This window comes from Paenibacillus sp. A14 (assembly GCF_036864815.1).
GTDB lineage: Bacteria > Bacillota > Bacilli > Paenibacillales > Paenibacillaceae > Fontibacillus > Fontibacillus sanfengchensis.
Window position 1 is genome coordinate 877,922 of the sequence record NZ_JBAGJD010000001.1, and the last position, 13,772, is coordinate 891,693.

General features: G+C 51.0%; 11 protein-coding genes. 4 read left to right on the forward strand and 7 right to left on the reverse strand.

Annotated features, from left to right (window positions below; genetic code table 11):
• Positions 1–596 precede the first annotated feature (596 nt).
• The 6 genes from lepA to V4U88_RS04320 form a co-directional block, all read right to left on the reverse strand.
• Positions 597–2,414, reverse strand: coding sequence for a translation elongation factor 4 (gene lepA / locus V4U88_RS04295; RefSeq protein WP_334071988.1), 1,818 nt, complete (start codon positions 2,412–2,414; stop codon positions 597–599).
• A 95-nt stretch (positions 2,415–2,509) separates the two neighbouring features.
• The gene (locus tag V4U88_RS04300; protein WP_334071989.1) at positions 2,510–3,466 is read right to left on the reverse strand and encodes an acetylxylan esterase; all 957 of its coding nucleotides are present in this window, start codon (positions 3,464–3,466) and stop codon (positions 2,510–2,512) included.
• Between the two features lie 73 nt (positions 3,467–3,539).
• Entirely contained in the window at positions 3,540–4,562 is a 1,023-nt protein-coding gene (locus tag V4U88_RS04305; protein ID WP_334071990.1) for a glycoside hydrolase family 130 protein, read from the reverse strand.
• A gap of 35 nt (positions 4,563–4,597) precedes the next feature.
• Positions 4,598–5,431 carry a carbohydrate ABC transporter permease gene (locus tag V4U88_RS04310; RefSeq protein WP_334071991.1) on the reverse strand — a complete coding sequence of 278 codons (834 nt, stop codon included), beginning with the start codon at positions 5,429–5,431 and terminating at the stop codon, positions 4,598–4,600.
• 2 nt (positions 5,432–5,433) lie between these two features.
• Complete coding sequence (locus V4U88_RS04315) at positions 5,434–6,309, reverse strand: carbohydrate ABC transporter permease (RefSeq protein WP_334071992.1); 876 nt, start codon at positions 6,307–6,309, stop codon at positions 5,434–5,436.
• 132 nt (positions 6,310–6,441) lie between these two features.
• Entirely contained in the window at positions 6,442–7,764 is a 1,323-nt protein-coding gene (locus tag V4U88_RS04320) for an ABC transporter substrate-binding protein (RefSeq protein WP_334071993.1), read from the reverse strand.
• A 238-nt stretch (positions 7,765–8,002) separates the two neighbouring features.
• On the opposite strand from V4U88_RS04320, the gene V4U88_RS04325 reads away from it, so the two are divergent.
• From V4U88_RS04325 to V4U88_RS04340, 4 genes are all read left to right on the forward strand, one after another.
• On the forward strand, positions 8,003–9,013 hold the full coding sequence (locus tag V4U88_RS04325; protein ID WP_334071994.1) for a LacI family DNA-binding transcriptional regulator: 1,011 nt from the start codon (positions 8,003–8,005) through the stop codon (positions 9,011–9,013).
• A 224-nt stretch (positions 9,014–9,237) separates the two neighbouring features.
• Positions 9,238–10,167 carry a glycoside hydrolase family 113 gene (locus V4U88_RS04330; protein ID WP_442951868.1) on the forward strand — a complete coding sequence of 310 codons (930 nt, stop codon included), beginning with the start codon at positions 9,238–9,240 and terminating at the stop codon, positions 10,165–10,167.
• Positions 10,168–10,181: 14 nt separating this feature from the next.
• Positions 10,182–11,369, forward strand: coding sequence for an AGE family epimerase/isomerase (locus tag V4U88_RS04335; protein WP_334071995.1), 1,188 nt, complete (start codon positions 10,182–10,184; stop codon positions 11,367–11,369).
• Positions 11,370–11,417: 48 nt separating this feature from the next.
• On the forward strand, positions 11,418–12,590 hold the full coding sequence (locus tag V4U88_RS04340; RefSeq protein ID WP_334071996.1) for a glycoside hydrolase family 130 protein: 1,173 nt from the start codon (positions 11,418–11,420) through the stop codon (positions 12,588–12,590).
• A gap of 82 nt (positions 12,591–12,672) precedes the next feature.
• Here V4U88_RS04340 and V4U88_RS04345 read toward each other — a convergent pair whose 3' ends face one another.
• Entirely contained in the window at positions 12,673–13,731 is a 1,059-nt protein-coding gene (locus V4U88_RS04345; protein ID WP_334072078.1) for a LacI family DNA-binding transcriptional regulator, read from the reverse strand.
• Positions 13,732–13,772: the final 41 nt, after the last annotated feature.

The following is a 13,772-nucleotide window of genomic DNA, read 5'->3' on the forward strand; positions in this document are numbered from 1 at the left end:
GTCATTTCGTTCATGGGCGATGCCTCCAATTCTTACTTGTAATTCATTCATCGGTTCAAGCTTTATGACTAACGGGAATTCTTCCTGTTATTTTAGGTCCTGTGCGGCTGCGGGCGACAATTACCTGGAAAACCTCCCGCTAATTTACCTGAATTCGCTTGAAACAGCGGCTGAATCGAGAAATAACTGGAGATTTTCCAGTTAAATCAGGAGGCAGGCGCCTGGAGCGAAATTTAGCGGGAAGTTTTCCCGTTAAATCATTCTTTTGGCGTAACAATTAAAGGAAAGCCCGCGGGCTTTCCTTTAATTAGGCTCTTATCATCATAATTAGCGGACTTGGTGCCCCTTCAGCGGGAATAACGACCGTCAGCGCTCCTATTTCGGCCCGATTCATATTCGGTAGCAATATAGCGGCCCAAAAGAAGAGGCTTATTCCCCTGTTGCCGGTTCCCAAGCGGGGATTTGGGCCGCTTTCTCCCCCGAATAAGGTCCAAAAGTCCGCTATCCCCCGCCTTCTGGCAGTTTCGACAAATAAAACACCGTTTTAGGAATGGACTGACAAATTTGTTAGTCAACGTTGTCTGATGGGCACTGGATTATTTATCGTCAATCTTCAGAACCGCCATAAACGCTTCCTGCGGCACTTCCACATTACCGACTTGCTTCATCCGCTTCTTGCCTTCCTTCTGCTTCTCCAGCAGCTTCCGCTTCCGCGAAATGTCACCGCCGTAGCACTTGGCAAGCACGTTCTTGCGCATCGCCTTGACCGTTTCGCGGGCGATGACCTTCGTGCCGATGGAAGCCTGAATCGGCACCTCGAACATCTGGCGCGGAATCAGCTCGCGCAGCTTCTCGCAGATGATCCGGCCGCGGTGATAGGCCCGCTCCCGGTGCACGATAAAGGACAGCGCATCGACCTGTTCCCCGTTAAGCAGGATGTCCATTTTCACCAGATTGGACTGGCGGTAGCCGGACAGTTCGTAATCGAAGGAGGCGTAGCCCTTCGTGCTCGATTTCAGCTGATCGAAGAAATCGTAGACGATTTCCGACAGCGGAATCTGGTACGTAATCGTGACGCGCGTCGTATCGAGATACTCCATGTTCACGAATTCGCCGCGCTTGCTCTGGCAAAGTTCCATTACGGTCCCGACATAATCGTTCGGAACGATAATCGCGGCCTTCACGTACGGCTCCTCCACGTACTCGATCTTCCCGACTTCCGGATAGTTGGAAGGGTTGTCGATCGAGATCGTCTCGCCGTTCGTCAGCGTTACATGGTAAATTACGCTCGGCGCCGTCGTGATGAGCGGAATGTTAAATTCGCGCTCAATCCGCTCTTGAATGACATCCATATGCAGCAGGCCAAGGAAGCCGCAGCGGAAACCGAAGCCGAGCGCGCTCGACGTCTCCGGCTCGAAGCTGAGCGAAGCGTCGTTGAGCTGCAGCTTCTCCAGCGCTTCCCTAAGGTCGTTGTAATCCGATGTTTCGATCGGATAAAGTCCGCAGTAAACCATCGGGTTAATTTTGCGGTAGCCTGGAAGCGGTTCGGCGGTCGGTTTCTTGGCATCCGTCACCGTATCCCCGACCCGGGTGTCGCCGACGTTCTTGATCCCGGCCACGATAAAGCCGACATCGCCGACATTCAGCTCGTCCACAATCGTCATTCTCGGCTTGAAAGCTCCGACCTCGATGACCTCGAACGTCTTCTCCGTGGCCATCATTTTGATCTTCGAGCCCGCCTTGATATGGCCGTCAATAACCCGGACATAAACGATTACACCTTTATAGGGATCATAGTGCGAATCGAAAATAAGCGCCTTCAGCGGTTGATCGGGATCTCCGGTCGGAGCCGGCACCTTCTGCACGACCTGCTCCAAAATCTCTTTGATGCCGATGCCCGCTTTGGCCGAAGCCAGCACGGCCTCGCTGGCGTCAAGTCCGATCACATCCTCGACCTCCTGCTTTACGCGATCGGGATCGGCGCTCGGCAGATCGATTTTGTTGATCACCGGCAAAATTTCAAGGTTATTGTCCAGCGCCAGATAAACATTGGCCAGGGTTTGCGCTTCGATCCCCTGCGCGGCGTCCACGACAAGCAGAGCCCCTTCGCACGCGGCAAGGCTGCGGGAAACCTCATAGGTAAAGTCGACGTGCCCCGGCGTGTCGATCAAATTCAACAGGTACTCTTCCCCGTCATCGGCACGATAGGACAAGCGGACCGCCTGCAGTTTGATCGTGATTCCGCGTTCCCGTTCCAGTTCCATCTGGTCCAGCACTTGCTCCTGCATTTCGCGGGAGGTCAGCGCCCCGGTATATTCGAGAATCCGGTCGGCCAGCGTCGATTTGCCATGGTCTATATGAGCGATAATACTGAAATTACGTATCTTTTCTTGTCTTGCCCGAATATCTGTCATCCTTACCCCCACCACAAATCCTTGAAGTACAATCAATTTATTATATCAGTTGCAAAGGGCGGCATCAATCCGGGTGCCGGCAAAAGACGACGATTTTACAGTTTCAGTACCTCCTGCAGCACCCGGTCGCTCAAATTCGGCAAATATTCGTGCCCGTATTCGTGGTAAACCACGAGTTCTTTGTCCGCTCTGATCTTATTATACACGGCAAACTGCGTAATCGGAGGGCAAATCGGATCGGCCAGGGCCGTCACGAAGATCACCCGGGCCCGGATGCGGTCCGCCAAATTCTGAATATCGATGTACCCCAGTTTGTCGAACACTTCGGCTTCCCGCGTATGCAGCGGGTCCATGAAGCGGAAGTAATAGGCGATTTCCTCATAAGCCGAGGACATCACTTCCAGTTCCCAGGCTTTTTTGTAATCGCTCAGGAACGGATAGACCGGGATCGCAAGCTTGACCGAAGGTTCCAGGGCGGCGCAAGCCACCGTCAGGGCCCCGCCCTGGGAGCAGCCGTGAACGGCGATTTTGTCCGCATCGACCTGCTCCATCGATTTCAGGATACGGACCGTTTGCGCGAGGTCCAGAAAACAGTTGCGGTAATACAGCTTGTCGGGGTCCGCTTCATCGATCCCCCGGATAATATGGCCTTTTAAGGTCGTCCCTTCAACGACGGAACGATCTTCGGAAAGCCCGCCTTGGCCGCGGCAGTCCAGCGCGATGACGGTGACGCCGTGAGCCGCGTAAGCCGCCTTGTCAAACCAATCCCCGCTGCCGCCGTGATAGCCGTGAAACAGGGCCAATCCCGGCCCCTTCCCCTTCTGGTGTCTGGGTTTCACATATTTCGCATGGACCCTGGCTCCTCCTACCCCGGTAAAATATAAATGGTAGCATTCCGCATGCGGAGTTTGAAAATCCGCCGGAACCAGTTGAAACTTTAGCGGCTGGGCGTCCAGTTCCGCTACCGCTCTCTCCCAATACGCATCAAAGTCCCGGGGTTTCGGACTGATCCCATTGTACTGTAACAGGTCCTCTATTTTATCGTTGGCCATTCGGTTTACCTCCCTATTCCCATAAACGGATAATCCCATCCGCAAGGATGGGATTATCCGTTTTCTTCATTAATTACATCACGCCGATTTCCGCGTCGTCGCCCACTGCTTCATGGGTCGCTTTCACATAATCCACAATCTCCTGAACGGTTGTATAAGCGACGCCGACATAAGTATCGGCCGCGCCGTAATAAATCGTGATTCTGCCCGTTTCCGCATCGGTCAGCGTAGCGCACGGGAACACAACGTTCGGAACGAACCCGCGTTCCTCATACCATTCCTCGGGTGTCAGCACATAGGTACTGGACCGGTATTTCACTTTGGACGGTTCATCCCGATCCAAAATCACCGCTCCCATGCTGTATACGAGACCATTGCAGGTTCCCGTTACGCCATGGTAGAACATTAGCCAGCCTTCGCTCGTCTCGATCGGAGCAGGTCCGCCCCCGATTTTAACGGATTGCCACCAGCCTTGGCCGCCCTTGCTCATGACGTGACGGTGCTTGCCCCAGTATACGAAATCCGGGCTTTCGCTCAGGAATACGTCGCCGAACGGGGTGTGGCCGCTGTCGCTGGGACGGGAAAGCATCATGAAATTGCCGTTGATTTTTCTCGGGAACAACACCCCGTTGCGGTTGAAAGGAAGGAACGGATTCTCCAGACGAATGAAAGACTTGAAGTCCTTCGTCTTCGCCACCCCGATGGAAGCGCCGTAAAAATCGGTGCACCAAATAATGTAGTACGTGTCCTCTACCTTCACCAGCCGGGGATCGTAGGCATAATTCGGCTGAAACGGCTCCCCCGCCTCATTGACGAACGGAATGCGCTCCTCGTCGATCTTCCAGTTTAGTCCATCCTCACTATGCCCCAAGTGCAAATGCGGGCGTCCGTTGATCGTTTCCGCACGGAATACGCCGACATACTTTCCTTCGTAAGGGACTACGGCGCTGTTGAAGATTCGGGCAATGCCCTTTGCCGGGTTTCTCTGAATTACCGGGTTTTCGCTATGTCTCCAAACCGGGCCCACGGCCCCTTCAGGTTTGTCCTGCCAAGGCAGGTTGGACAGATTTTCTCCGATAATTTGAACTTTAGTCATTAGAAGTTCTCCTCTCTAACTTTACGAAATTAATTTTATTTAACGGAACCTTGGGCAAAACCGTTATAAATATATTTTTGCAGCGACAAAAATACGATCAAAATCGGCACAATGGTAATCATGATTCCCGCACAAATGACTTCCCATTGAGAACCGTAAGGCCCTTTGAACTTGAAGAGCGCCGTGGACAGCACCTGCAAATCTTCACTCGGCATGTACAGAAAAGGCGTATAGAAATCGTTATAGATATTTACACCCTTAACGATAATGACGGTGACGATAGCCGGAGCGAGAAGCGGCAAAATGATCTTCCAGTAAATCGTAAAATAGGAAGCTCCGTCAAGCATCGCCGATTCGTCGAGCGATTCCGAGATCGAGTCCAAAAATTGCATAAAGATATAAACGGCAATGATGTCCGTTCCCAGATACAACAGGATCGGCGCAAAACGGGTATCCACCAGATGCAAGGAGTTAATGATCCGGAACGTGGCGACCTGGGTCGTTACGCTCGGAATCAGGGTAGCCAACAAAAAAGCCCCCATAAGTAACTTGCTGCCGCGGAACTTGAAACGATTCAGTACATAGGCGATCATCGAACCGATCAAGGTAGCGCCAATGATTGAAATCACCAGAATAATGACGGTATTCCCGAAACCGAGCAGCATTTTTCCGTTGGTAAAAGCTTTGGTGTAGTTCGCAAAATTCAGCCAGTTGTCCGGAGGTGTCAATGGACTGCTTGTGCCGTACTCCTTATTTGTTTTAAATGAAGCAAAGAAAACGACGAAAATCGGTATGAGTGCGGCTAACGTGCCTAACAGCAAACTGGCATACTTGATCAAATTGGCGGTGGCATACTTGACTCTGTACATAGTCACTTCTCCTCCTTAATCAGCAAACGTTGCAGTAAAGTCACAATGATCACGATAAAGAGCAGAACGACCGCCATGGCGGAGGCCAGGCCCAGCTTGTTGTATTTGAACGCCGTCGTCACGGTTTGAATGACAAAGGTGTTACTTCCGTTGGAACCGCCGGTCATAATGTACGGGATATCAAACGCGCTGATCGCCCCGCTGATCGCCAGAATCAGATTGAGCTGCACGATACTTTTGATGCTCGGCAAAATGATATGACGAAACTGATGCCAGCGGTTGGCCCCGTCAATGTCCGCAGCTTCATAGACATCTCGTCCGATGGAGGAAATCGCTCCCAGAAATATAATGAAGTTAAAGCCCATGTATCTCCAAAGAGAGGCTCCGGCAAGCGAAATGTTAATGATATTGGGGTTCAGGAGCCAACCTTGCGTATAAGCTCCAAGGCCCAAGGCTTGCATAATCGTGTCCAGCGTGCCGTCCGGTCTAAAGAAGAACAGAAAAATGAAGCCGATGGCGACGCCATTCAATAGGTACGGAAAAAACAAAACCCCTTTAAAAAAATTTTTAAAGCGGACGTTAAAACTAAGAATCGTGGCAAAGTACAAAGCCAGCCCCATTTGTACAAAGGTAGCCACAAAGTAATACAAGCTGACTTTAAAGACGCTGAAATATTTGGAATCCGTAAAAATCGTTTTGTAGTTCTCAAATCCGACGAAGTCATAATGTTTACTGTATCCGTTCCAGTCCGTAAAGCTGTATTTAAACATATTGAAGACCGGCAAATACGCAAAAGTAAACAATAACACCACCGGAATCAGCGAAAAGGCGAAGATGATAATTTTCCGCTGAGTTTTGTAGCTTAGGTTCTTAAACACCACTCGCACCTCCAAAGGTCCTGCTGTATTGCTCTCTCTTTTTATCTATCTGTGAAAGTTAAGCGGGGAAGCGTGCGAAGGCAAGCCTCCCCTTTTTCCGGTGCAAAAAAACTGCGTACCCGTCCTCGCCGATTATTTCATCACTTTCGCACGGGATTTCACCCATGCTTCATTGAGGTCTTTCATAATGTCGTCAAAAGACTCATTCAGGTTACCGATGCCTGCTTCGATAATCCGTTTTTTGAATTCAGGCTGCCACAAGCCGATTTCGGCATCCTTGTCGATTTTGTCGACGAGGCCCTCTTGACCTTGCTTGGCCGGGGATTGCAATTCGAATTTCACCGCGGTTCCTTCGAATGCCTTTAACGTTTCAGGAAGCGGAGCACCCACAACGGGGCTCATCCCGCCAGCCTGTACTGTGGCGTAATCGGATTTGTTAAGAAACCAATCGATCCACGCCCGGGCCGCTTCTTTGTTTTTGCTGTACTTGTTGATTCCGATGTTGTAGTCGCCGGCCAACGGCATGATAACTTCGCTGGCATTGGTTGGGAATGGCATGTAGGCGATATCCTCCTTATTCGGAGCCAAAGCCTGTACTTGTCCGATCGCCCAGGAACCTACGACCATCGCGCCGATTTTGCCGTTGGCCAAATCCGCTTTGGAAGCTTCCCAGTTCGTGGTCGTAGGATCCGGTTCGATGAGACCTTCTTTCGCCGCATCGTAGAGCACTTTGTACAGCTCATAGTGAGGTTTGCCGGGAACGAAATTCTCATCCGTGTTCGGCTGATCCACATTGACGTAATCCACGCTGCCGGCTACGGTCGTCAATACTGATTCCCATTGCGTCAGCGGCCAGCCGTCGGCATAGTTCGTGTAGAGCGGAATAGCGTCACCCTTGGCTTTAATCGCTTTCAAGGCGGCGATAAATTCCTCCGGCGTTTTCGGAGCGGTTGTCACGCCGGCATCCGCAAACACCTTTTTGTTGTAAATCAACCCGGAGAAGTTAACCGCGACCGGAATTCCGTAAGCCTTTCCGTCAATCGCTCGCTCATCCAGCCCGATGTATTGTTTTTTCAATTCGGCCAAATCGCCTAGGGGTTCAAAGAACTCCGGCGTGTCGACAAGCGGAATGCTGGTAGGTATCAACAGCACATCACCGTAATCATCGGAGTTCATACGTACGGTAATCTGGCCTTCATAGTCGGACAACGCCTGGAAATTTACTTTAATGTCGGGATGCTCTTTGTTGAATTCGGCGGCGTATTCTTTAAATACCGTATCCACGATATCGGTTCTTTGCGTAATAACCGTAATTTCTCCGGAGGACCCGCCCCCCTTATTGCCTGAAGTATCCCCTGCACCTTCGTTTGCATTACCGCTTTTGGAGCAGCCGGCCAGCGTCGTTAACACTAGCAGCAGTGCCAGAAACCCCATAAGCGCTTTGTTTTTACTCACGAACATTAACCCCTTTCAAGTTTATAAATTAAGTTATCGATAAACTAATTTCATATTCTATATTTAAAGCGTTTACTAGTCAATCCATTAATTTATATTAAGTAATTATCAAGTTAACAATTTGTTAACTTTACCTCACTTCATAAACATCTTTATATTTATAAGCTATAAAGGTATACTAACTTTGATGTTTACGCTGATTCCGGTGAAGTTTTTATAGGACGGTGAATTTAAATTTATGAAAAGCAACATAACCATGAAAGATATCGCTGATAAATTGGGAGTCAGCAGTGTAACCGTATCCAAAGCGCTTAATAACAAAGAAGGGGTCAGCGAAAGCCTGAAGCAGAAAATCAGAATGGTGGCCAGCGAGATGGGATACCGTTTTAATTCTGCGGCCAAGTCGATCAAACACGGCTACTCCTATAACATCGGCGTCATGGTCCCTCAGCGGTTTACGGGAATGAATGATTCTTTTTACTTGAGAGTGTATCAACAAATCGCCATCCATCTGGATCAATACGGATACTTCGGAATTCTGAATATATTAAGCAGCGAAGATGAGGAGCAGTTGAACTTTCCGAGGGTTTATAGCGAGAACAAGGTAGACGGGATTATAATTCTCGGGCAAATCAGCAAGCCGTATATAGAAATTGTGCAAAATATGGACCTGCCCAAGCTTTTCCTTGATTTCTACGATGAGCACGCCGATATTGATTCCATTGTTACGGACAATTTTTACGGGGCCTATGAAATCACAAATTACCTGATTCGCATGGGACACCGGGAAATAGCCTACGTCGGCAACATCTATTCCACCAGCAGCATTCAGGATCGTTTCCTCGGATACTACAAGTCCCTTCTTGAGCATGGTCTTGTTTTTGAGGATCGGCTGCTCCTGAACGATCGCGATGAAAAGGGGGTGTATCTGGATATCGAGCTGCCAAACAAGATGCCTACCGCCTTCGTCTGCAACTGCGATCAGGTCGCTTATAATCTATACGAGCGTCTTACGGCCAACGGTTATAAAGTACCGGCCGATTGCTCTGTGGTTGGATTCGATAACGATGTCTACGCTACATTGACCAATCCCCCGCTTACTACCGTGGAAGTGGACATCACCCAAATGGCCCGGACCGCCGTAGAGGCGATCATGGAGCAAATCTCAAGCCCGAACCGCCGCAACGGCAGGGTCTTGGTCCAAGGAAAAATCATTTACAGAGACTCGGTCAAAGAGATCGCGAACTAAATTTAAAGCTCAAACCGCCTGACGACAAGGGCGGTTTTTTGTTATATCCGTTAAAACTTCAACAAATCGCAAAAATAAAGTATTGAAAGCGGTAATGTTTCGCCTTATATTAAACGTAGGTAGCGTTTTTGTTATATTATTTAATAACAAAATAATAACAAATCCACATTTTACCAATCAACGAGGTGAATCATTTGAATCAAGGTAAAGCGTATGCTGCCGGAATGACATGGGGCTTTATGGGAGAAAGAGGTACCTGGGGCAATGAGGCGGCCGGTTACTCCATGGAAACGATGGTCGAAACGACCGGAGTCAATTGGGCGACACTCGCCGTCTCCGCGTTTCAGGCAACCGCCTTTTCCACGGAAATCCCTTACTGGGAAGAGCCTACCGTAACCGATGAGGAAGTGCGCTGGGCGATCCGGAAAGCCAAGTCCCTGGGCCTTCAAGTTTGCCTGAAGCCGATCGTGAACTGTGCGGACGGGACATGGCGCGCACATATCAATTTCTTCGACAAGGATGTTCCCTGTGAGCCCAAATGGTCGGATTGGTTTGCTTCTTACGGGGAGTTCATTCTGCACTATGCAAAAATCGCCGAGGACACCGGCTGCGAAATGTTTTGCATCGGCTGCGAAATGGTCCAGACCGATCGGCGGGAGAGCGAATGGCGGAAACTGATTTCCGACGTCAGAAAGATTTACGGCGGGCTGGTTACCTACAACTGCGACAAATACCAGGAAGACAACGTGACATGGTGGGACGATTTGGATCTTATCAGCTCCAGCGGATATTACCCGATCGATGACTGGGATCGTCAACTGGATCGCATTGAAAGCGTTGTAAAGCGCTTCGGAAAACCCTTCTTGTTTATGGAGGCCGGCTGTCCGAACCGCACGGGTTCCGCCGCGATGCCAAACGACTGGATGCATCAGGGCGATATCAATCATAGCGAACAAGCGGAATATTACCGCACGATGTTCCAAAAATGCGGAGAACGCGACTGGGTGGGCGGCTTCATGCTGTGGGATTGGCCCGCCAAGCTGTACGCCCGCGAAGAAGCGGCGGTCCATGACGGTTATTGCGTTTACGGCAAAGAGGCCGCCGAGGTGATTAAGGCCGCTTTTTCCGCCAAGCTGGCGGTAACCAAAGCATAGGAGGAAATTCCATTATGGATGCTAAAATTTGGAAAGAGCAGCTCCGGCGTGAGCTGCAGGACAACATTTTGCAATACTGGATCGATCACACGATCGACACCGAACACGGCGGGTTTATCGGAGAGATCGACCATCAACTCCGGGTGAACCGCCAAGCCGACAAAGGTCTGGTGCTGAACGCCCGGATTTTGTGGACGTATTCCTCCGCCTATCGTCTGTACCCCGATCCGGCTTATCTTGAAATGGCCGGGCGGGCATATGATTACCTACGAGATCATTTTGTGGACCGGGAATACGGCGGGCTTTACTGGATGGTCGATTACTTGGGACGGCCGTCACAGGATAAAAAGCAGGTTTACGGCCAGGCCTTCGCCATCTACGCGTTAGCCGAATACTACCGGGCGAACGGCCGGCAGGAAGCGCTCGATTGGGCCATCGACTTGTACCGTTTGCTCGAAAAACACAGCTATGACCACGAGTATAAGGGGTATTTCGAGGCTCTCTCCCGCGACTGGCAGCCTACCGGGGAACTCAGCCTCAGCGACAAGGATTTAAACGAGAAAAAGTCCATGAACACCCATCTCCATGTCCTTGAGGCATACACCAACCTGTATCGGGTCTGGAAGGACCCTGAGCTGGAGAGCAGCTTGCGCGGGTTGATCGATGTGACCCTTGATCACATCATTAATCCCGACAGCGCCCACTTTTGGCTGTTCTTCGATGAGACCTGGCAGGTCAAAAGCGATCATATCTCCTATGGTCACGACATCGAGGGGAGCTGGCTGCTTGTCGAAGCGGCGGAGGTGCTGGGCAATCCGGAAGTGTTGGGCAGAGTCAAAGACGTGGCTTCCGCCATGGCGGAAGCCGTACATGCCAAAGGCATCGACAAGGACGGCGGAATTTGGAACGAGGCGGATGCCGGTGGGTTGACCGATGCGAACAAAGACTGGTGGCCGCAAGCCGAAGCGATGGTCGGTTTCTACAATGCCTATCAAATGACAAAGGACGATAAGTTCCAAAGGGCCGCTCTTACGTCCTGGGATTTTATTCAGAACTACATCGTGGATCGCGAGGGCGGCGAATGGCACTGGGGCGTCGACCGGAATGGTCAACCGCTGCCGCATGAACCGAAAGTAAGTCCATGGAAATGCCCTTACCACAATGGCCGGGCTTGTATGGAAATGCTGGAGCGTCTGCCTTAAAGCAAATGTTGTTCAAATAAGAAATCAAAATCATTGGAGGGAATTATTATGAACTTATTCGAAGAAAGAAAAAAACAGCTCACCGAACGCTACGAAACGCTGATTCAACGGCCAAACGAGGTTGTCCCGTACGGAAACGGAGTTTATGACCGTCATAAATATCCGGTGCTTACGGCCGAGCATGCTCCGCTGGTCTGGAAATACGATTTCAACCCGGAGACGAACCCTTATTTCTCCGAACGGCTCGGCGTGAACGGTGTGTTTAATCCCGGGGCGATTCAACTGAACGGCAAGTTCTATCTGGTGGCCCGGGTCGAGGGGGTTGACCGGAAGTCCTTCTTCGCCGTAGCGGAGAGCGATAACGGCGTGGACGGCTTCCGCTTCTGGAATCGGCCGGTTGTGCTGCCGGAGACGGATGAGCCGGATACGAACGTGTATGATATGCGCCTCGTCCAGCATGAAGACGGCTGGATTTACGGCCTCTTCTGCACCGAACGCAAGGATCCCGACGCTCCGCGCGGCGATCTTTCCAGCGCCATCGCCCAGTGCGGGATCGCCCGCACCAAAGACCTTGTTACCTGGGAACGGTTGGCCGATCTGAGAACCGGCTCGGCACAGCAACGCAACGTCGTTCTGCATCCCGAGTTTGTCGACGGCAAATATGCGTTCTATACGCGTCCGCAGGACGGCTTCATCGATACCGGCTCCGGCGGCGGCATCGGCTGGGGGTTGTCCGAATCGATCGAGAACGCGGTGATCGATAAGGAGATTATTATCGATGAGCGCTATTACCATACGATTAAGGAAGTCAAGAACGGCCAGGGCCCCGCTCCGATCAAAACCGACCGGGGATGGCTCCACATCGCCCACGGAGTACGCAACACGGCGGCCGGGCTCAGATATGTACTCTATGCTTTCCTTTCGGACCTGGAGAAGCCTTACGAAGTCACACACCGTCCTGGCGGACATCTGATTGCACCGGAAGGCGAAGAACGGGTCGGAGACGTATCCAACGTCGTGTTCTGCAACGGCGTCATCGCGACGGACAGCGGCGACGTGTTTATCTACTACGCTTCCTCCGATACGCGCGTCCATGTCGCTACTTCTACGGTGGACCGCCTGCTGGACTATGTCATAAACACGCCGGAAGACGCCATGCGCTCTTACGCTTGCGTCGAGCAAAGAATCGAACTGATCAACCGTAACTTGTCCCTGAAGTAAGCTTATCTATTTGGTTGAATCTATTAAAAACACCTTCAAGCGGATTCTGCTTGAAGGTGTTTTTTAGTAAGACTTGCTCCGCCTATTTCTTCGGTACAGCCGTAGAACCGCGATGCACCAGCTCTGCTGTTACCAGAACTTTCTCAATCTTAAAATCCGGATGTTCGATCCGCTCCATCAGCTTCTTTACCGCTCTTCGCCCGATCGCTTCCTTGGGGACATTAACTGTCGTAAGCGCCGGATTGCTGTGATAGGCATCATCAATATTGTCGAACCCCGTTACGGAGATTTGCTCTGGCACGGACACCCCAAGTTCCTGCAGAATGGAAATCGTCTGAACCGCAATAGAATCGTTGGCGCAAACCAGAGCCGTAGGCAGCATTTGCTCCCTCTTCTTCATCTCCAACCACCCCGCCAATTCCTCTCGATATCCTCCAGTATCAATGCCTTCCAACCACAGCAAAGGATCATTTGCCGGCTGCGTCTTCAGACCGTTAAGCTCCATCGCTTCGCGGAAACCTGTCCACCTGTCCCGGAAACTGCGTGAAAAGGACAAATTGCTAAGAAAATAAAGCTCTTTATGTCCAAGCCCGATCAAATGATTGCACAGTCTCATCATGCTGTCTCCATTATTGGCGAAAATGGTATCCGTCGGAATCAGTGCGTCCTCATGGTCGACCAGCACCATCGATATGCCGAGCCGATGCACCTCAAGCAACAAAGCGGAATCGATCTGGCCGACTCCGATCATTCCCAGTATGCCGTCCGGATTGAGCACATGAATAAACTGGTCCATCCTGGAATCCGACACGATGACCATGCCGAATCCCCGGCTTTCCAGCTCTGTGGAAATGCCTTCCAGGATCTTCCCCCAATAGAGTGAGTCCTTCGTCTGAAAACGAATATTCGGCATCAGGACGATGACCGATTGCTTCCCCGGCGTAGGAGCGGTTTGCTGGGGAAGCGCCTGGTTTTTGATATAGGCGTTCTTCTGCGCGAAATAACCAAGCTGGGACGCTGCCTGGATGACCCGGTTTCTGGTAACTTCGTTCACCCCGCCTTTTCCCGACAATGCTTTGGAAACGACAAATTTGGATACGCCCAAATGATCGGCGATTTGCTGCATCGTAATTTTCTTCAACTTCAAAATACCCCCGGATACCATAACTGTTTGAAGATTTA